Annotated in this window: 16 protein-coding genes; 6 read left to right on the forward strand and 10 right to left on the reverse strand. The window is 35.6% G+C overall.

Annotated elements, in window-relative coordinates; translation table 11 throughout:
* Window positions 1–2 precede the first annotated feature (2 nt).
* The 3 genes from mltG to dapF all read right to left on the reverse strand — a co-directional run bounded on the left by mltG (window position 3) and on the right by dapF (window position 2,493).
* Entirely contained in the window at window positions 3–1,043 is a 1,041-nt protein-coding gene (gene mltG, locus ACEN2F_RS12295; RefSeq protein WP_441739477.1) for an endolytic transglycosylase MltG, read from the reverse strand.
* Between the two features lie 79 nt (window positions 1,044–1,122).
* Window positions 1,123–1,656, reverse strand: a complete 534-nt coding sequence (locus ACEN2F_RS12300) for a GNAT family N-acetyltransferase (RefSeq protein ID WP_441739478.1) — start codon at window positions 1,654–1,656, stop codon at window positions 1,123–1,125.
* 33 nt (window positions 1,657–1,689) lie between these two features.
* Window positions 1,690–2,493, reverse strand: a complete 804-nt coding sequence (dapF, locus tag ACEN2F_RS12305) for a diaminopimelate epimerase (RefSeq protein WP_441739480.1) — start codon at window positions 2,491–2,493, stop codon at window positions 1,690–1,692.
* Between the two features lie 138 nt (window positions 2,494–2,631).
* Between dapF and ACEN2F_RS12310 the strand changes: the two genes are divergently transcribed.
* On the forward strand, window positions 2,632–4,032 hold the full coding sequence (locus ACEN2F_RS12310) for a S1C family serine protease (RefSeq protein ID WP_441739482.1): 1,401 nt from the start codon (window positions 2,632–2,634) through the stop codon (window positions 4,030–4,032).
* A 159-nt stretch (window positions 4,033–4,191) separates the two neighbouring features.
* A complete protein-coding gene (locus ACEN2F_RS12315) occupies window positions 4,192–5,640 on the forward strand; it encodes a glyceraldehyde-3-phosphate dehydrogenase (protein ID WP_441739484.1) in 1,449 nt (482 codons plus the stop codon).
* Between the two features lie 318 nt (window positions 5,641–5,958).
* Here ACEN2F_RS12315 and ACEN2F_RS12320 read toward each other — a convergent pair whose 3' ends face one another.
* Window positions 5,959–7,365, reverse strand: a complete 1,407-nt coding sequence (locus ACEN2F_RS12320; RefSeq protein ID WP_441739486.1) for an APC family permease — start codon at window positions 7,363–7,365, stop codon at window positions 5,959–5,961.
* A gap of 520 nt (window positions 7,366–7,885) precedes the next feature.
* Here ACEN2F_RS12320 and ACEN2F_RS12325 point away from each other — a divergent pair.
* Window positions 7,886–8,302 carry a hypothetical protein gene (locus tag ACEN2F_RS12325; RefSeq protein WP_441739488.1) on the forward strand — a complete coding sequence of 139 codons (417 nt, stop codon included), beginning with the start codon at window positions 7,886–7,888 and terminating at the stop codon, window positions 8,300–8,302.
* A 526-nt stretch (window positions 8,303–8,828) separates the two neighbouring features.
* Window positions 8,829–9,689, forward strand: coding sequence for an NAD(P)-dependent oxidoreductase (locus ACEN2F_RS12330; RefSeq protein ID WP_441739490.1), 861 nt, complete (start codon window positions 8,829–8,831; stop codon window positions 9,687–9,689).
* A 121-nt stretch (window positions 9,690–9,810) separates the two neighbouring features.
* On the opposite strand, the gene ACEN2F_RS12335 is transcribed toward ACEN2F_RS12330, so the two are convergent.
* Window positions 9,811–10,038: a CDGSH iron-sulfur domain-containing protein gene (locus ACEN2F_RS12335; RefSeq protein WP_441739492.1), complete on the reverse strand. Its 228-nt coding sequence runs from the start codon at window positions 10,036–10,038 to the stop codon at window positions 9,811–9,813.
* Between the two features lie 346 nt (window positions 10,039–10,384).
* Window positions 10,385–11,800: a carbon starvation CstA family protein gene (locus tag ACEN2F_RS12340; protein WP_441739494.1), complete on the reverse strand. Its 1,416-nt coding sequence runs from the start codon at window positions 11,798–11,800 to the stop codon at window positions 10,385–10,387.
* Window positions 11,801–12,396: 596 nt separating this feature from the next.
* Between ACEN2F_RS12340 and ACEN2F_RS12345 the strand changes: the two genes are divergently transcribed.
* Complete coding sequence (locus ACEN2F_RS12345) at window positions 12,397–13,449, forward strand: glycosyltransferase family 9 protein (protein ID WP_441739496.1); 1,053 nt, start codon at window positions 12,397–12,399, stop codon at window positions 13,447–13,449.
* 73 nt (window positions 13,450–13,522) lie between these two features.
* Window positions 13,523–13,990, forward strand: coding sequence for a VOC family protein (locus tag ACEN2F_RS12350; RefSeq protein ID WP_441739498.1), 468 nt, complete (start codon window positions 13,523–13,525; stop codon window positions 13,988–13,990).
* A gap of 75 nt (window positions 13,991–14,065) precedes the next feature.
* Here the strand turns inward: ACEN2F_RS12350 and ACEN2F_RS12355 are convergent, their stop codons facing one another.
* The 4 genes from ACEN2F_RS12355 to ACEN2F_RS12370 all read right to left on the reverse strand — a co-directional run bounded on the left by ACEN2F_RS12355 (window position 14,066) and on the right by ACEN2F_RS12370 (window position 21,224).
* Window positions 14,066–15,532: a LysM peptidoglycan-binding domain-containing protein gene (locus tag ACEN2F_RS12355; protein ID WP_441739500.1), complete on the reverse strand. Its 1,467-nt coding sequence runs from the start codon at window positions 15,530–15,532 to the stop codon at window positions 14,066–14,068.
* 645 nt (window positions 15,533–16,177) lie between these two features.
* Entirely contained in the window at window positions 16,178–18,442 is a 2,265-nt protein-coding gene (locus ACEN2F_RS12360; protein WP_441739502.1) for an aconitate hydratase, read from the reverse strand.
* A gap of 274 nt (window positions 18,443–18,716) precedes the next feature.
* The gene (locus tag ACEN2F_RS12365; protein ID WP_441739504.1) at window positions 18,717–19,670 is read right to left on the reverse strand and encodes an AAA family ATPase; all 954 of its coding nucleotides are present in this window, start codon (window positions 19,668–19,670) and stop codon (window positions 18,717–18,719) included.
* Between the two features lie 126 nt (window positions 19,671–19,796).
* Window positions 19,797–21,224: a peptidylprolyl isomerase gene (locus tag ACEN2F_RS12370; protein ID WP_441739506.1), complete on the reverse strand. Its 1,428-nt coding sequence runs from the start codon at window positions 21,222–21,224 to the stop codon at window positions 19,797–19,799.
* Between the last annotated feature and the right edge of the window lie 276 nt (window positions 21,225–21,500).

The raw sequence follows: 21,500 nt of genomic DNA on the forward strand, positions 1-21,500 counted from the left end.
AACTATCTTTTTACACCTTGGCTGTTGATCCAATCCGAATATTTTTTGGCGTTTTTATTGTGTTCGTCTAAAGTCGCGGCAAACTCGTGGTATCCAAAACGTTCCACACTGGCACAAAAATAAATAAAGTTATTTTTTTCAGGATCTAAAACCGCTTCTAGTGCTGTAATGTCAGGCATGGCAATGGGTCCAGGAGGCAGACCCAGATTCATATACGTATTATACGGATGAGCCATTGTTAAGTCTTTGTAAAAAACTCTTTTGATCACTTGGTCAAAATCATTTGCTTTCTTTTTGATCGCAAATATTACCGTTGGATCTGCTTGCAGTGGCATTCCAGCTCGCAATCGATTCAAATACACACCTGCAATTCGTGGTCGTTCGTCTTTTTTTACAGATTCTTTGTGAACAATTGAAGCCAGAATCGTGGCTTCAATAGGAGAAAGTCCTTGTTTTAGTGCTTTGGCAACTCGTTCTTTATTCCAAAAATTACGGTATTCTTTGATCATTTTATTTCGAAACTTTTCAGCGGTAGTGTTCCAATAAATCTCGTACGTATTAGGGATAAACATCACCAAAACATTTTCCTCATTAAATCCGTTTTCAGTTAAGAAAATAGAATCTTTGAATGCAGTTAATAAAGATAAACTGTCAGCTTCAATTTGTGAACCTACACGCCCCGCTAAATTTTCTATTCGTTCCTGATTGTTAAACGCCAATTTCACAGCTGAATTAAGCCTCATTGTTTTTACTAATTCATAACTATTCATCCCTTTAGTCAACAAAAAACGACCCGGAATCACATTGCCAGAATAACCTCGCTTATTTGCCACCATTTCAAAACGATCTAAATTGATTACGTACGGCGCAATTATTTTTTTGACGGCATCATAATTAGAATCCGTTGGAACGTACACGTATACTTCGTTCTCTGTGAACTTGGTATTTGAAGAGAAAATCTGACGCAAAAGAATCAGTCCATACAGCATTAATATCATTATTAAAACAACAGCGGTGATGGTAATAATTTTTTTAAAATTCATGTGTGGTATTTTTTTTGGAATAGTAGTATTTATATTTTTGCCTTACGTTTAAAATCGTCATGGTTTCAAACTACACTTTTTAAAATTTAGTATTGATCAATTGAAAAACAGTTTCATCTTTATAGACACCGTTCACAAAGGTCCATTCTTTTTTGATGCCTATCATTTCGAATCCAAATTTAGTAAAAAGAGCTTTACTTGCCTCATTTTCGGTACCAATATTTGCATACAACTGGTGTAAATTTAGATTATAAAAGGCATACTCAATCAATAATTCTAGAGCTTCTGAACCAATATTCTGATTTCGTTTTTCGTTTTTTTGAATTACGATACCTACTCCTGCCCTATTATTCTTTGGATCAAAATCAAATAAATCGATTAAACCCAAGGCCGGAAAATCCTGATCCTGACAAATAGCCAATCGCAATTGCTTGGCTTCATAAATATCCTGATGGGCATTTTCTAAATATTGTTTAACTAAAAACCGACTAAATGGGGTATTTGTATTACTGACTTCCCAAATACTCTGGTCGTTTTCTATTGCATAAACGAACTCCAAATCATTGGGTTCTAATGCACGAATGTAAATGTTGTTGCCTTTTAATGTTTTCATTTTAGGTATTTGGTTCTAGGTTTTGGGATTTAGTTAAATCTCGATTGTTCCTTTAAATACAAATTCAGCTGGTCCTTTCAGGAAAACATTAGTAAATTTCCCTTCTCCTTTATCAAAAGAGACTACCAATTTTCCGCCCTCTACATTTAGGTTTATCGAAGTAGCAGTCGTTTTTGCCAGCACATTCATTGCAATTGCAACTGCTGTCGCTCCAGTTCCGCACGAAAGTGTTTCATCTTCGACTCCTCTTTCATACGTTCGCATAGAAAAAGTGGTGTCATCAATTTGTTTGACAAAATTAATATTACTTCCTACTTTCCCGTATAAATGGCCATAGCGAATGGCGGCTCCGTTTTCCTTAATATTATAATTTTCTAGATCGTCAACGAGTTGCACATGGTGTGGCGAACCCGTATTAAGAAATACATGATCTGAACTTATTTTTATCTCAGCAACATCAATCATTTGCAGCGCAACCAATCCTTCTTCATCAATTGTGGCGTGGTGCAAACCATCTGTTGCTATAAAAGTAGCTTCATTCTCGATGACCTGTAGCTTTTTGGCGAAAGCCACTAAACACCTTCCTCCGTTGCCACACATAGAACTTTGGTTCCCGTCAGAGTTGTAATAGACCATCTTGAAATCAGTGGTCGTTGCGAGATTCGAAGCAATCTGATCCTTTTCTAATAAAATAAGGCCATCGCCACCTATTCCAAAACGTCTGTCGCATAAATGTGCAATAATCTGAGTATTTTCTTTAGGAAAAAAATTAGAACGATTATCAATCATCACAAAATCATTTCCTGTTCCTTGGTATTTGTAAAATTCTAGTTGCATTTTAATTTGTATTGTGTTTTACAAAAGTACGAACTATTAATGAAACGTTAATCATTGTTAAAGAGCGTTAAACTGTATTTTAAGAAGCTATTTTAGTTTTAATTTTACGGGTAAATATCTTAATAAACGAATTTAATTATGAAAAAAATTTCAACTCTTTTTTTGGTTTCGTTGTTGAGTGGAGGAGTTACACTTGGCGCTTACAAACTATTATTTGATACCGATGGGTATTTTTCTAATGAAAAAAATTCATTGGTAACGGCAGCATCCAATTCTTATGGAAAGAAAGTAGGATTATCATCGGATGTGCTTGATTTTACTGAAGCTGCAGAAAAAACTATTCATACGGTTGTACACGTAAAAAACGTCTCCCGCAGAACGATCACAAATCCTATTTTAGAATATTTCTATGGGTATAAAGGTGGACAATCCCAAGAACAAGTGGGAACGGGTTCAGGAGTTATCATTTCGGAGGATGGTTATATTGTGACAAACAATCACGTGATTAAAGACGCCTCAGAAATTGAAATTACGTTAAATAACAAAAAATCATACGTGGCAAAACTCATTGGAACCGATTCAAAAATGGATATTGCTTTATTGAAAATTGACGCCAATGAAAAATTACCTTACACAGTTTTTGCCAATTCTGATTCGGTTAAAGTGGGCGAATGGGTTCTGGCTGTCGGAAATCCATATAATTTAACCTCCACGGTAACTGCCGGAATTGTTTCGGCGAAAGCCAGAGATTTAGACACCAGCGGAATCCAATCTTTTATACAAACAGATGCTGCGGTAAATCCCGGTAACAGTGGTGGTGCCTTAGTGAACACGCGTGGTGAATTGATAGGAATAAACACGATGATTTCATCTATGACTGGATCTTACGTAGGCTATTCATTTGCAGTTCCTTCCAATATTGCCCGCAAAATCATTGAGGATTTGATGGAATACGGGAATGTGCAACGTGGAATTCTTGGAGTAGAAGGCGGAGAACTAAACAGCAACACATCTAAAGAATTGGGGATCAATCAAACACAAGGGTTCTATATTAATAAGGTGACACAAGATTCCGGTGCTGAGAAATCAGGACTTGAAAAAGGCGATGTCATCATCAAATTAGATGAGCAGAATGTGGCCACGTTTGCGGATCTTTCCGGATACATCAATACGAAAAGACCCAATGATAAAGTACAGGTCACCTATATTAGAGATGGAAAAACAAGAGTGGTTCCTGTAGTTTTAAGCAAAAATGAATTTTTCAATGCTGAGTTTAAAGGTATCATATTAGAAAATATTGAGACCGCTGACAAGCAAAAATTCAAAATTGAATACGGTGTACGCATTAAATCGATCACCAGCCAAAACTTGAAGCAATATGAAGATGAGTTGGTGGGTAATATTATCTTGAGTATTGACAATGTAAAGGCAACGGATGTGAAAACGGTGTCCAAACTTTTAGGTGAAAAAGAGGAAAACCAAACTATACGCATTGAAATGCTTACTAAAAAAGGGGAAGTCATGCGCGTGATTCTCTAAAACTTCAGATTTTGAAAAACCAAAGCCATCTTGAAATATCAAGATGGCTTTTTTATTTTTAAAATAAACCAAAAAATAGCTTACGAAATCGATTGAAATGGGTATTTTTGCGCCAAATTTTTAAAAAATACAACCCTTTATTTTCACTAAATTTTCAACATGGCAACCTCAACTTTATACGAAAAAGAAGTTTCTTTTCAAGCCGACAGGCGACGTGCAGGCGTAAAATTAATTAAAATCATCAGCGATTTATGGTATGATAAGTCCATTGAGATGGTCTTATTTAGAAACCCGCTTATCGACAGAAATGTCAGTGACATTATCAACCTGCATGAATATGCGGCTGCATTTGTGGGCAAACCCATTTCAGTATTTGATTCGGTTAAAATTGCAAAAGCTATTTTAGAAATGAATTTGCCGCCTGCCAAATTGGACATTGGAAAACTTACGTACGAGTATGGTTTAGAAGAAGACAAATATCCTGACGCCAAGTATTTTGTTATTGACAAATTAAAAAATGCAAAAAACTCTGAGGACATTCACCCAAAAGATGTGGTATTATACGGTTTCGGTCGAATTGGTCGTTTATTAGCCCGAGAATTAATGTCCAAAACCGGAAAAGGAAGTCAATTGCGACTGCGCGCTATAGTGACGCGCGATAAAAATGATGCTACTTCGCTTGAAAAAAGAGCTTCGTTATTGCGTTATGATTCTATTCATGGTGATTTTCAAGGCTCAGTAACGGCTGATCCTGAAAACAATGCTTTGATTATCAACGGAACAACCGTACACATCATTACGGCAAACGGACCTGAAGAGATTGATTATACGAATTATGGAATTGATAATGCTTTAGTAATTGACAACACAGGCGCTTTTACAACCCATGAAGCCTTAAGCCGACATTTAGTTTCGAAAGGCGCTGATAAGATACTACTGACCGCTCCCGGAAAAGGAGTTCCAAATATTGTTCATGGTGTAAACCATAACGAATACAATCCTGACGAAATCAACATTTTTTCGGCGGCATCGTGTACTACAAATGCTATTACACCAATATTAAAAGCTGTTGAAGATACATTAGGAGTAGTCAAAGGACATCTGGAAACCATCCACGCCTATACAAACGACCAGAATCTTGTGGATAATATGCACAAAAAATACCGTCGTGGAAGAGCTGCAGCCTTGAATATGGTAATTACAGAAACGGGTGCCGGAAGTGCCGTTGCAAAAGCATTGCCTTCATTGGAAGGAAAATTAACTTCAAATGCGATTCGCGTACCGGTTCCTAATGGTTCTTTGGTCGTTTTGAATCTGGAAGTGTCGAGAGAAACATCGCTGCTAGAAATCAATGCTATCATGAAAAAATACGCTTTGGAAGGCGAACTGGTCGAGCAAATAAAATATTCGCTGAATAACGAATTGGTTTCTTCGGATATTGTAGGAACATCAGCTCCTGCCATTTATGACAGCAACGCCACAATCGTTTCTGCAGACGGAAAAAACATCGTGTTGTACATCTGGTATGATAACGAATACGGATACAGCCACCAAGTGATTAGATTGGCAAAATATATTGCGAAAGTAAGGCGTTTTACGTATTACTAGTCTATAGATTACAGGTTGTGGATTTGAGGTTGTAATTTTTTATTTTTAGTTTTTAGTCTCCTTATTTTTAAATTTATAGCAACCGCAACCCAGCCTGAATTCAATAGAAAATCCGTCGCGTTATCAAAACGAGACGGATTTTTTTGTTCCTATTACACCGGATTAGAACGCAGATGACGCGGACTAAGCGAATTTTTACTGATTTTAAAAAAGTTAAACTTGAAAAATCAATATATCAACCCTTCTACAATTCACAAAAAACCACTTCCTTTTTACATCTTACTTTTCACTTCTCACAATTCACTTCTCATTAAAAAACTACTCTTTAGCTTTTGTCAAATAATACACAGGAATACCAATCAACATAATCAAAACACCCCAACCACTGGTACTGGTTTTAGTATACAGTAAAGCCATACAAATAGCACTAGCGATAATGATATAAAGTGCAGGCAAAAATGGATATCCAAAAGCTTTATACGGTCGTTCAGCATCTGGCATTTTCTTGCGCAGAATAAATATTCCTAAGATAGTCAAGATGTAAAATATCAAAACGATAATAACCACAAAATCTAATAAATCCCCGTATTTCCCTGTCAGGCACAATGCCGAAGCCCAGATGCACTGCACCCAAATAGACCAAGCCGGAACGCTGGCGTGATTCAATTCAGCTGCTTTCTTGAAGAAAACGCCATCTTGCGCCATGGTGTAATACACTCTGGCACCCGCCATAATCAAACCGTTGTTACAGGCAAAAGTCGAAATCATAATCATCACCGCGATTATTAATGTTCCCACCGATCCAAAAATACGTTGCGAAGCCACAACAGCCACGCGATCTGATTCGGCGGTAGCAATATCATATAAAGGTACCACGGCCAAATACATCAAGTTTGCCAAAATATAAATCACACTCACGATTAAGGTTCCTAAAAACAAACTCAATCCCACATTCCGTTTTGGATTTTTTATTTCACCAGCAATGAAAGTAACACCTTCCCAAGCTACACTTGAGAACATTGAACCTACTAATGCTGCCGAAATCCCAGATATCAAAGCCGTTCCACTGATGGGCAACCACGAACCCGTTGCTACATTTAGTGTTTGTGACGTCCAGGCATTCGTCCAGTTTGCGTCCCAAACTTCCGCTTTGGCAGCCATAAAACCAAAAACAATCAAACCTGCCAACGATAGAATTTTGATAACCGTCAGAACCGTTTGTAGAATCTTAGAGTTTTTTACCCCGCGGCTGTTGATGTAACTCAGCAAAATAATGGTGAAAATAGAAACAATCTGAGCCGCATTGAGTTTGAAATCCCCAATCTCGTACAAAATATTCTTATCACTTAAAGGCGAATACAGATAGGCGGCAAATTTAGCAAAAGCCACACCCACGGCGGCAATGGTACCCGTTTGAATCACTGCAAAAAAGCTCCAACCGTACAAGAAACCCACCAATTTACCGTACGCTTCCTTGATGTACACATATTGACCACCCGCTTTAGGAAACATCGCGCTCAACTCGCCATAACTCACGGCGGCAATCACCGTAATGGCACCCGTAAGCACCCACATAGCAATTAACCAACCGGCAGATCCCAACTGGCGCACCATATCCGAGCTTACAATAAATATCCCTGAACCTATCATAGAACCCACCACAAGCATGGTTCCGTCAAGTAATCCTAATTCTCTTTTAAAATCGTCTGGTTTTTGGTCTTCCATATTTTTTTTTTCGTTTTGAATTTAGTTGGCTAAAGATATACTTTTTTTGGAAATTTCATAAAAAGGATGAGAAAAGTGACAATAAAGTGAAGAGTGAGTGGTGAAGAGTGAGTGGTGAATGGTGAGTGGTGAATGGTGAATGGTGAAGAGTGAATGGTGAAGAGTGAAATTGTTCTTTTGGGCGTGACCCTGCAGCAGCTTTGTCGTTCCTCCTCGCTACTTTGGGTCGGGCGGTACGCTGTATCTTTATTTTCTTAAAGAAAGAAAATAAAGGATGCCGCTTCCCTCCCTCACGCAAACCGCAATATCTATAACGTTTATTCTTTTCAAGAAAATTGTAAGAAAAATTTAATATATTTGAGAAAATATAAGGTGCAATTCTATAGCGACAATCTACCCATATTTGGGTGCATACACGAAGGTTTGTTACGCCTATATTCAATTTGGCGGACAGTTGGTTGAAAAAAGAAAAAGTACGTCAATTTATTAAAAATAATAAGAATTAAAACTTATATTTAATATGCAAAGAGCAACAATAACTTTAATAGTTTTATTAATATTTAATAACTGTTTTTCTCAAACCTTCAAAAATTATGAGATAAAAAGATTGAAGACTTTTGAAATAAATACGGAATCAATTGAACTAAATAATTCAGTGAACTATTTACATTTAAAAGCTATTTTAGAGAAGGAACAAAAAAGAAAAACTAATAAAACATTAGCAATAGTCTTAACTTCACTTTCTGCATTAACAATGACATATGGAGCAAAAATAATTACAAGTTCTAAGGATGATCAAGAAGGTCTTGGGGGGTCTATTGGAATTATGATTATGACGGCTGGTGTTGTCGAATTAGGAGTTTCAATTCCTCTTTTCATATCATCGAACAAGAGAAAAAAAGAAAGGGATAATTTAATTGAGTTCTATAAAAAATAGAATAATTAAAACAAAAGCTGTCCAAAAGCTCGGAAATTGGATGAAATAAACATTCTTAATAAACAACCGATCTGCCAACACTTGCTCACAAGAGATTTGGGCAATTGGATTAATGGAAAGTTGTTTTCGTATTTGGGTTGTTTGGTCAATCCGAAAATAGGGCATAATTTAGTCCCAAACTGCTTGTAGTGCTGGAACGTTATAAAAAAACCAAACCAAAAATGAAATACGCGGAATTTAATATTGACTCGCATAAAATAGGATTCTTAAACTCCCACTGACGCTCGTTTGCAACGAGTGCCAATTTTAATTTAGAGCACAATCGTAGCGTTTGCAACGCGGTTACTATATCTATAAGATCTCATTCCCAACAAAGAGGAGTAAATAAAATAACTAACAAACTAAATGCGATTGCTTCGTTCCTCGCAATGACTGCAATGCCGACCAAACTGATATACAACAATCGTTCGCGCACTTTTGCAAACTGTACCCATAATTATCAGATAATATAAAAAACACAAAAATCATGAATACATTAAAATTAGGATGGACAGGTCTTGGCAATATGGGAAACCCAATGGTGATGAACCTACTCAAAGTGGGTTTTGAAGTATCTGTTTTCAATCGCACCAAAGAGAAAGAAGCGCCATTACTGGCTGCAGGAGCAAAATCAGCAAGCAGTTTACAAGAACTAATGCAAACCTGTGACTTAGTTTTGACGATGCTGTCCAACGACACGACGGTCAAAGAAGTTTTTGAAGGACCAACAGGTTTATTGTCTGCAGCATCTGCGGGTAAAACCATCATCAACATGAGCACGGTTTCCCCGGAAACGTCCCGTTATTTAAACACTATTTGCAACCAACACCAAGTCCATTTTATAGATGCTCCCGTTTCTGGAAGTGTCAAACCGGCACAAGACGGAACTTTGGTTATTCTTGTGGGCGCTTCTAACGAAGACTACGAAGTAGCCAAACCCATATTTGACGTTTTGGGTAAAATTGCCATTCATGTAGGCGAACCTGGCGTGGCAAGTTCGGCTAAATTAGCCATCAATTACTTGTTAGGATTGAATCTTCAAGGGTTAGCTGAAACCGTTTTATTTGCCGAGCAAAACGGTGTAAGCAAAGAAGACATGCTCAACATCATCAATCAAGGCGCTTGTGGCAACGGAATCACGAATATCAAAGCACCTTCAATTTTGAATGATTCTTATCCGCCGGCATTTGCGTTGAAACATTTAGTCAAAGATTTAGGACTAGCCAAAGAAGCCGGACTTGATTCTCCGTTGATTCATCCTTTGTATGACAGTTATGCCGCAGCAGAACAAGAAGGATTAGGCGATCAAGATGTGATGGCGATTATCAGTAGTTTAAAAAATAAGTGATAATTGAATAGCAGTACATCCAGCGAATAAGCCATTGCGTTAAACTGGTTCAAATAATAAACAAAAAAGCTACATTTTGATGAATGTAGCTTTTCTTATTTAATCGAATCAGAAAATGATATTACTTCGTTTTCATTGGTGGTAAGTCAAATGCAGCTGATTCATGCTCAAAACCATTACGGTGGGAACCATCACAAAAAGGCTTGTTTACGGACTGTCCACAACGGCAAAGACCTAGAGCCGTTCTTCCTTCTAATCCATATGTCTTCCCTTCACAGTCTGTTATTTCGAAATCACCTTCTATCTTTATAGAACCATTGCGATTGATTGTTAGTTTAGTCTTGCTCATAATACTTTATAATTTTTAAAGGTCAAAGATTGCAAAATATATCCAAACAGCTAAAAAAAATCACCTCTTTTTTAGCAACCAAAACACTAATTTACATCAGTTCTAGATTATAGAAAATCTAACAAAGACCGATCCTATAATTTGCACTACTAACAATGGGTAAATAACTAAACGAATTATCATTCCAGAAAACATGAGGTTGTAATAGAATTATTATCAATTCTTTTAGCTATCCAAATTTATATCGTCCGGCAATTCTGGTACTTTACAACCTAAATCTTTCAATACTCGTTTGACAAAATACTAATAATGTCAAACGCGCCAATGAATGAAACAGCACAATGTGCTACAAAGCTGATTTCCTTTTTGTTAAAATACTAAAAAACAATACCGTCAACGCAATTGAAAATAAGACCCCAATTGTATTTGAAATACTGATATCTAATCCGAAACCTATAGTAGGATCATAGCAAAGGTAAGAACCAACAACGGAGCTGATGAAAAAAGCAGGTACCAGCGCCACCATGTAATTTGTTTTCATTTGGTATAAATACACCGCTCCAATCCATAAAGCAATCCCTGCAGTCACCTGATTTGCCCAAGAAAAATACCTCCATAACAATTGAAAGTCCATTTTAGTTAAAATAAAGGAAATTACAAAAAGAGGAACAGCGACCATAAAACGATTTTTCAAGACCTTTTGATCAATTTTGAAATAGTCCGCAACAATCATTCTTGCAGCTCTAAAAGAAGTGTCTCCGGAAGTAATTGGTAAAACAATCACCCCTAAAACCGCGATTGTACCCGCAATAGTCCCTAAGAAGGTTACCGAAATTTTATTTACAACAGCAGCCGGACCACCGTTTTCAAGCAACGAACTAAGATCGTTGTTTCCATGAAACAAACTCATTGCAGCTGCAGCCCAAATCATTGCAATAACCGCCTCTACAATCATCATTCCGTAGAAAATTTTTCTACCGTCTTTTTCGTTGTTTATGGTTCTGGAAATAATAGGCGATTGCGTGGCATGAAATCCAGACAAGGCACCACATGATATGGTCAGGAATATTACCGGATAGTAAGGAATTCCTTTTGGATGCAGATTTTCTAAGGTCAGTTCCGGAATCGGATTCCCAAACATAAACATCCCGATACAAATACCCAAAGCGCTCAACAAAAGTAAAAAACCTAAAACTGGATAAATTTTACCAATCACTTTATCAATAGGCAGGAGAGTTGCAATAATGTAGTATATAAAGATTAGAAGTACAATAATTATATAAATATCCGCATCGTTTCCCACTAATTCATTAATCATTTTGGCAGGAGCCGAAACAAATACCGTTCCCACTAAAACCAATAAAAGAAGTGCAAAAAAGTTAACGACATGACTAAAATACTTTCCCAAAAACCGAGAGGCTAATTCCGGTAAATGTGCTCCACCATATCGCATGGAAATCATTCCTGTCAAATAATCATGAACACCGCCGGCAAAAATAGATCCAAAAACAATCCAGATAAAAGCAGACGGCCCATAAAGAGCTCCTAAAATAGGACCAAAAATAGGTCCTACTCCCGCAATATTTAATATTTGGATAAAAGAGTTTTTGTTACTCCCCATGGGAACAAAATCTACCCCATCAGTAAGAGCGTTAGCTGGAGTTGTTTTATTTTCATCAATCTTAAAATTTCTCTCTACAAACTTACCATAGATCACATAACCAAGAATCAATAAAAATATTGCAATAATGAACGTAATCATAATTTAAATAGTTTAGATTTTTTAAATGTATCACTTCGGATTAGTTATCCAAGGCAATACCTTGGTAATTTATATCTTTTTAACTAAAAGAGAACTATTTACATATAAATTCAATATTTTTTGCGAAATAATTAATTTTAACCATATTTTTACCCCTTTTTTTGAATACCTCATTATTTTTGTTGTCTAGAAAACAGTGGGGACTCCCATTAATGTTATATCTTCTAACTTACAAAACCACGATCTATAAACAGCCTGCAAACGAATTGATGCTGCAGGGGGCAAAAGCAGATTGTTTTGCAAACTATAATTTGAAACTATATAACAGTTTTAGCGAAGCCAATTCAGCTAAAATTTAAAATTCCGTTTGAAACAAAGGTGCAAGAACATCATCAGAGCGCCGGCTAAAATACACATCCTCGGTTCACTTATATTAAAGACAGGACTAAGCAATATTTCGATCTAAATTGTACATTTGTATCCTATAAAAAACTGCCAGGGTTGTATTTGAGGGTTTAGATCCATTAACAGTACTGCATTTAGCAAGATTCAACATCAATAAAATCAAGTTCAATTCTAAATCATATTGTAAACCCATGAGTATCTTAAAAAAAGTAAATATATACCGAAGAATTCTAACACAAGGCCTAACCAAAAATATTGGCCGTTCCCAAAAGAATAAAAAAATAGATTTAACTCAAAAAATCAAAATAAAGAGGGTTTTAATTTCTAGACCTAATCACAGACTGGGCAATTTGTTACTGATAACGCCACTGGTACAAGATGTAATCACGACTTTTCCGGATTGTAAAATTGACTTATTTGTCAAAGGCGGTTTGGCTCCAATTGTATTTGATAATTATACCAACATAGACAGCGTAATTGAGCTTCCTAAAAAACCGTTCAAAAACCTTGTCGACTATTTTAAGGTTTGGGTGAAAATTAAAAAGCAGAAATATGACATTGTAATTAACGTAGATAAAAACTCTTCATCCGGGAGATTATCGGCACAATTTGCTGATGCCAAATACAAATTTTTTGGAGAAGTAGATGAAAATATTCCAGCGAAATATACCGATTATGAGCATATTGCAAAATATCCCGTCTATGAATTCAGAGGCTTTTTGACCAAATTAGGTTTTCCTGAAAATGAGAATCCAATACCTTCGTTAGACTTAAAATTGAATATTTCAGAAATAAATGAAGGTCAAAAAATAGTAAAAGAGCTTGTTAAAAATGAGCGAGAGACCATTTGCATATTTACTTATGCCACCTCTGACAAATGTTATTCAACTACTTGGTGGGAAGAATTTTATAAACGATTGAAGGCAGAATACCAAAATTATAACATCCTTGAAATCTTACCCGTCGAAAATATTTCACAAATAGGTTTTCAAGCAACCACTTTTTACAGTAAAGATGTTAGAGAAATTGCCTCCGTAATTGCGAACACCGCTATTTTTATTGGTGCTGACAGCGGAATTATGCATTTAGCCAGTGCTGCAAAAACCCCCACAATTGGGCTTTTTTCACGTCCAAATATAAACATGTACAGTCCGTACAACAACAATAGCACAGCTATAGATACAAATACTGGAGATAAAGAAGACTGGATTAAAACCATAAATATCGCACTTGCGAAAGTCTAATTATGGCTCTCAATTAATTTGAGCAGAATAATTAAAAGTAAAAATAAGATTGCTTAATTCTAACTTTAATACTATGAAAACAAAATTTTTAATTCCAATATTACTCTGTTGCATTTCTACAGGAAGTCTTTGGGGACAAAATCAAGAAACATTTACTTTGAAATTAGATCACATGGCGCTTTCAGTAAAAGACTTGGAAAAATCAGTTGATTTCTATAAAAATGTTTTGCAACTTTCAGAAATTACCAACCTGACCAAAAAAGAAGGCATCCGATGGGTTTCATTAGGAGAAGGTAAAGAATTACATCTTGTTTCTACTATTAAAGAACCTGTTATAATAAATAAAGCAGTTCATTTGGCATTTAAAGTCACTCATTTTGACGCATTGATTAAGGCTCTGAAATCGCAAAATATTATATATTCAGACTGGCCTGGAGCACTTGATAAAATCACAGTTCGCGCGGATGGCATCAAACAAATTTACATTCAAGATCCAGATGGGTATTGGATTGAAATCAATAGCATTGCACTGCTAAAATAACTTGCTATCAAACAAAAAAAAGCCTCTTCAGATATCTCTGGAGAGGCTTTAGAATTTATAAACGATATACTCGATTTACTGTAACACTCGATTTATTTGGGTAAAGTTTTTTTCGTAATATTTCTCTTTAGTAGACGAAATAATAACGCCATTACTTACTGAAGCGTGAATGAATTTTATTTCACCTTCGCAAACTTCTACAACCATCCCGACATGATTAATTTGGCGTCTTCCATTAGTCTTAAAGAAAATCAAATCTCCTTTTTTAGCCTCCTCGGTATTTATTTTTGTTCCATATCCAGACTGCGCAATGGATGTTCTTGGCAGTTTAATATCAAAAGCTTCAAAGGTAGTACACATCAAACCAGAGCAGTCAAACCCAGATTTTGTAGTTCCACCCATGCGATATCGGGTTCCAATGTTTTCTGAAGCGTGTTCGATTAGCTGATCCAGAAAGTCATGGTTAAAAATGGGCTTGTTAAATTGGTTTAATTCCGGAACAGTTTCACCAATATTAGCTTCAAAATCACTTAATTCAATCTTGTTTGCTGCCGGTTGAGTTAAGGAAAGTATATTTAATTGATATCCAACCGGAAGATTTCTTTTGATATCAGGATTTTGTTTTTCTAATTCTTTAACAGAAATACCGTACTGCTTTGCTATAGAATATTTTGTTTCCTTAGGAAGCACTTCTCGAATAATTGTATGTGAATTAATTTTCTCTACACCATCTATTTGGGGACTGATAAGCGCTACGGTTTTAGGTTGCACAGCGATGGTTTCCTTGCTTTCAAGTAAAGCAGAATGAGCAGTAGCGCTACTAATATCTACTATTTCTGCTGTGTTTTCACTTTTTTGCACAACCGTTGCCACTTGATTATACGATAATTGAATCCTTGGGATATTTATTTCTTGTCCCACCCGAAGTAGCTTAACTCCCAATGAAGGATTCGCTTCATCTAATTCCTTGATGGTGATTCCGTATTGTTTTGCAATAGAATATTTAGTTTCCTTTGATAAAACTTCGCGTATAAAATATTCGGAGTTTTGTTTTTCACTCTCTTGGGGTGTTCCAGATATTTCTGATTTAAAGGATGTTTGTTGGGATTGAGAAACGGTAGCTTTAGCGGCAGAAGATGTTCCAGGAATATTGATTTTTTGACCTATTTTGAGTCCTGTTGATTCAAGTTCAGGATTGGCGGCATTTAATTCTGCCAAAGATATTCCGTATTCCTTTGCAATTCCATAAGGCGTTTGTTTAGCTAATACTTCGTGTTCTTTTGTTGGATATTTTACGATAGCAATCGTTTTTGAATTTGGTTTTTTGACAACTACGGTCGGAATTAGTAGTACGGTGTTGAGCTTTAAAAGATTCTTGGCTTTTGGATTTAATTTGTAAATGGCGCTTTGTTTAACATCATATCGCTGGGCAATACTCGAAATTGTTTCTCCTTTTACGATGGTATGTTTTACAATTTTTTCCTGTGAAAAAAGAACTACACTATTAAATAAAAAAAACACTACAATTACTCTTAAACTCATACTCTTTTTTTTCAAATTACTTACCCCATTCATTCCTCAAAAGCGATTTCGGGATATAATTATTAAATTTCGCTTTGGTTTATTTTTAGCTATTTTTTTTATTAAAAACAGCAACTTGTTACAAAAAAAATCTCAAGTTATAAGATTTAAAATCTTTGTTGATTTTGTTCTAATTTACTCCTATTCAAAAAGCAAAATTTTCCAAAAAAAACACATTACTGTCCTACAAACAAATACTTTAGTAAGATACTAATTAGAATTATGATCAAAAAAAGAGCTTTAAAAACATTTTATAAAAAGCTAATATAAGTCATATAACTCAAGAACATCTTCTTTTTTAAACTTTTAACGTGTGGAAAAAAAAATTGATATCTTTTTTGCACTTTTACCCGTTATTTTTGACGAAAATGAATTCTTTCTTCAAAAATTATCAATGTTATTGTAGGGTAGCCCTGATGGAAGTGGAAAGCCTTTTGAAGTGGAATTACATTTTTTTTAGAGAAAAAAGAGCGACCAGCGGAAGCTCCTTTATTCTCGTTAAAAAAAGTAATTCCACGAAAAAGCTTGAAACGGAGAGCAGGAAATAGCTCCAAAAAAAAACTCCCAAGTTTCCTTGAGAGTTTTGATCTAAAATATAATGTTTGTTTATGCTTTGGCTGCAGCGATCAAGTTCAATGCTGAACCTGCTACGAACCAGCCTATTTGTCCTTCGTTATAAGTGTGGTTTGCCAAGATAAGATCTTTGGTTCCATCGGCGTGAACGAATTCTAATGTTAGCGGTTTTCCTGGGGCAAAATCAACTAAATCTATCAAGTTGATGGTATCATCTTCTTGGATTTTATCGTAATCTGCTTCAGTGGCAAATGTCAAACCTAACAAACCTTGTTTTTTAAGATTTGTTTCGTGGATACGCGCAAATGATTTTACCAATACGGCTTTTACGCCTAAGAAACGTGGCTCCATAGCAGCATGCTCACGAGAAGATCCTTCTCCGTAATTGTGATCTCCAACAACAATTGAAGGAACACCAGCTGCTTTATAAGCACGCGCTACAGCAGGAACTGCATCGTAAGTACCAGTCAACTGATTTTTAACGGTATTTGGTTTTTGATTGAATGCATTGATAGCACCAATCAACATATTATTAGAAATATTATCTAGATGCCCACGGAAACGCAACCATGGTCCAGCCATAGAAATGTGATCTGTGGTACATTTTCCAAAAGCTTTGATCAATAATTTAGCTCCTGTGATATTTTTTCCATCCCAAGGTAAAAATGGAGATAACAATTGCAAACGCTCAGAAGTTTCGCTTACAGATACCTGAACACCTGAACCATCTTCGGCTGGTGCTTGAAAACCTGGGTCTTCAGCATCAAAACCTTTTGGAGGCAATTCATTTCCTGTTGGTGCGTCTAACATTACTTCTTCACCATTTTCATTGATTAAAGTATCTGTCAAAGGATTAAAACTTAGGTCTCCGGCAATAGCCAAAGCAGTAACTAATTCAGGTGAACCTACGAAAGCCAAAGTATTTGGATTTCCATCGGCACGTTTAGAAAAGTTACGGTTGAAAGAGTGAACAATTGTATTACGCTCTTCTTTTTCTGCTCCTTCTCTGTCCCACATTCCAATACATGGTCCGCAAGCATTTGCAAAAACAGTTGCTCCCATTTTATCAAAAATATCGATAAATCCGTCACGTTCTATGGTATAACGTACCACCTCAGAACCTGGGGTAATGGTAAATTGAGATTTTATTTTTAAATTTTTATCGGTAACTTGTTTCGCCAAAGAAGCTGCACGAGCGATATCTTCATAAGAAGAATTGGTACAAGAACCGATCAAACCTACTTCAATTTTCAAAGGCCAGTTATTTTTGATGGCTTCCTCTTTCATTTTAGAAATTGGAGTGGCTAAATCCGGTGTATAAGGTCCGTTTAAATGTGGCTCTAATTCGTCTAAGTTGATTTCGATAACTTGGTCAAAATACAATTCTGGATTAGCATAAACTTCAGCATCCCCTGTTAAGTAAGGTGCAATTTTATCAGCAGCATCTGCAACATCAGCTCTATTAGTTGAACGTAAATAACGACTCATGGAATCATCATAACCAAATGTAGATGTGGTAGCACCAATTTCGGCACCCATATTACAGATAGTACCTTTTCCAGTACAAGACATAGAAGTTGCTCCGTCACCAAAGTATTCAACGATAGCTCCTGTTCCACCTTTTACGGTAAGAATTCCTGCTACTTTAAGGATAACGTCTTTTGGGGCTGTCCAACCGGAAAGTTTTCCAGTTAATTTTACTCCAATTAGTTTAGGGAATTTTAATTCCCAAGCCATTCCTGACATTACATCAACGGCATCTGCACCACCAACACCAATGGCTACCATTCCTAAACCACCTGCATTTACAGTGTGAGAATCAGTACCAATCATCATTCCTCCAGGGAAAGCGTAGTTTTCCAAAACTACTTGGTGAATAATTCCTGCTCCTGGTTTCCAGAAACCAATTCCGTATTTATTAGATACTGAAGAAAGAAATTCAAAGACTTCATTACTTTGTGTTTTTGCTCTGGCCAAATCAGTTACAGCATCGATTTTTGCCTGGATCAAGTGATCACAATGCACTGTTGTAGGAACCGCTACTTTAGTTTTACCGGCATGCATAAATTGTAATAATGCCATTTGAGCGGTTGCATCTTGACATGCAACTCTATCCGGAGCAAAATCAACATAATCAGCGCCTCTGGTAAAAGCTTTTGACGGCATTCCATCCCAAAGGTGGTTGTACAAAATTTTCTCTGTTAAAGTAAGTGGACGTCCAACTATTTCACGTGCTTTATCAACACGAGTTGTCATGTTGTCATACACTTTTTTAATCATTTCAATATCAAAAGCCATAATATATAGGAATTGTTTGTTATTTGTACTGCAAATCTAAGAATTAAACATGAGAATTAAAAAGAATTTAATGAAACTCGCCTTTCTAAAAATTATTATTATAAAAAAACTGATTTTATTACATTAAATCAAGAAAAAAGCAGATTTTCGATTTTTTTTTAAATAATTGATAATTTAAAATCCCTTTTTTAACAAATTCAAAAATTTAATATCTCAAAAAAACCAGATTATTTTCACAACTATAACGTTTTCTTTCGGCAATTTTTTACCCTTTTTACAACAACTTAGTAATTATCATTTCTTCGGTAATTCCTTCGGCATCGGCTTTATAATTTTTTATAATCCTATGACGCAAAATCCCATTGGCGACGGCTTGTACATCTTCAATGTCAGGTGAAAATTTCCCGTTGAAAGCAGCATTGGCTTTAGCAGCTAAAATCAAATTTTGTGATGCTCTGGGACCTGCACCCCAATCCAGATAATTTTTCACAAACTCATTAGCTAATGAATTATCAGGACGTGTTTTGCTAACTAGAGTTACAGCGTATTCAATCACATTATCCGCCACAGGAATTCTGCGAATCAAATGTTGGAAATCTATAATTTCTTGTGCTGTAAATAATGGATTAATAGTGTTTTTAGTATCAGATGTGGTACGTTTTACTACCTGAACTTCTTCTTCAAAAGAAGGATATTCCAGCTTTATGGCAAACATAAAACGGTCTAATTGCGCTTCAGGCAAAGGATACGTCCCTTCCTGCTCAATAGGGTTTTGTGTTGCTAAAACAAAATAAGGCAACGCTAACTTGTAGTTTTCGCCAGCAATAGTCACAGAGCGCTCCTGCATGGCTTCCAGCAAAGCTGCCTGCGTTTTGGGAGGTGTTCTGTTGATTTCATCTGCAAGAACAATATTCGAAAAAACAGGTCCTTTAATAAATTTAAATTTGCGGTTCTCCTCTAGTATTTCACTCCCCAGAATGTCAGATGGCATCAAGTCCGGTGTAAACTGAATTCTTTTAAAATCAAGACCTAATGCTTGAGCCAGCGTATTCACCAATAATGTTTTGGCCAATCCTGGCACACCTATTAATAAAGCATGCCCACCAGAAAAAATACAAAGCAATATTTGATCTACTACAGCGTCTTGTCCCACTATAATTTTTGCGATTTCTTTTTTTAAAATATTCCTTTTTTCAACTAAGTTGTGTATTGCTGCTACGTCTGACATTTATAAAAATTTTAAAATTAAAAAAGAGTTAGCGTTATGAAATCATAAAACTAACTCTTTTTATTTATTTTACCGAAAAATTATTTGCAACTCATCGACATAATTTGTGGCGCTATGTTGAATACATTATTTTTTTACCCAATTATTTGTAAATGTACAATCTCTGTATTCGCCGATAATTTTAATATAGGTCTCTTTAATTTTTTCGTTGAACCACTTACCAATAGCGGTAATTTGCTTGTCTTTAAGTGCTAAATCTTTAATTTTAATATAATCATTAGCATAATCAGCGGTGTGTTCATCTATTCTATTAGTCACTGTGACTAATTTGAACTTCTTTTTACCCTCTTCGCCTTGATCTAAAATTGGAACTGAAATCTCGCCTTCTGTCAAATTAGAAACTTGACTGTAAAAAGCAGGATCCATTTTTGTTAGTTCAAAACGAGTATCTTGTGTTTTTGGATTAATCAAAGCTCCTCCATTTGCTCTTGTTTCTTTTTCATCTGACAATGTTCGAGCTGCCTCCTCAAAAGAAATTTCTTTGTCTTCAATTCTTTTTCTGATTAAAGTAATTTTTTCTTTGGCTTCGTTCAAAGCTTCCTCTGTTACAGTTGGACTCAATAATATATGGCGCAATTCTACTTCTTGTCCTTTGATCTTTTCTATGTAAATAATGTGAAATCCAAAATCAGTTTCAAAAGGATCTGATATTTCTCCCTCAGCCAGACTAAAAGCAACTTCTTTAAACTCTTTTACAAAAGGAGTTTTTCTGTTCATTTTATAATAACCCCCATTTGCTCTTGACCCGGGATCTTGAGAATACAAAACGGCCTTAGTAGAAAAGCTAGAACCTTCCAATATTTCCTTTTTGAATACATTCAAGCGATCAATAACCTTTTGTTTATCGGCAGCTGAAACTTTAGGCATAATTATAATTTGCGCTACTTCCATTTCTGCACCAAAAAAAGGTAGATCAGCAACTGGAATCGTTTTAAAGAAATTACGAACTTCTTCTGGTGTAATTTCTACCGCTTCGATAATTTTGTTTTGCATTTCTGAAGTCAATTTATTCTCCTTCAAAATATCAGAAAAATAAGTTCTAAATTCTTCTTCAGAATCTTTTTTATAATACTCCACCACCTTCTCTAAAGACCCAATTTGCTCTGTCATATAGCTTAATCGTTCTTCCATCATTCCTTTAACTTCGGCATCCGTGACAATAATACTATCCTGAATCGCTTGATGCGCGTACAATTTATCTTCTAATAATTTTCCTAACATTTGACATCTCGTAATGTCTTTTACAGAACCACCTTGACTTGAAATTTCAAGATATGATTTATCAATATCTGAGTCCAAAATAATATAATCCCCAACGGTACCAATAATACCATCAATTTTTTGCTTGCCGGTAGATTGTGCTTTTTTAACAGGAACAATTACTGTATCCTTAATGATTTCTTGCGCATTCATTACCACACTTGAAAAAAGTAGCAGAAAAAAAGTAAGAACAATTTTATTAATAAATTTCATTTGTATGTATTTTATTGGCATTTGTCTGGTTTATTTTATACTGAAGGATTTCAAATCCCCATTTTTTTAATTGTATGCTTGAAAGCGATATTAATTCTTGCCAAATATACACTTTTAAGCTTCAGGAAATGAATTGCATTTAAAATCCAAATTTCTTCTACTTTTTTAATATTTTAAGCAGACAAAAATAACAATTCCAATACATAATACAAGTTTCCGTCCTACTATTAACAAAAATTTATAAACGTAATACTTCATGGTTTACATCTGTTTCTAAATCCGCTAAATGAACAATTA

Source organism: Flavobacterium sp. W20_MBD1_R3 (assembly GCF_052119725.1).
In the GTDB taxonomy this organism is placed as follows: domain Bacteria; phylum Bacteroidota; class Bacteroidia; order Flavobacteriales; family Flavobacteriaceae; genus Flavobacterium.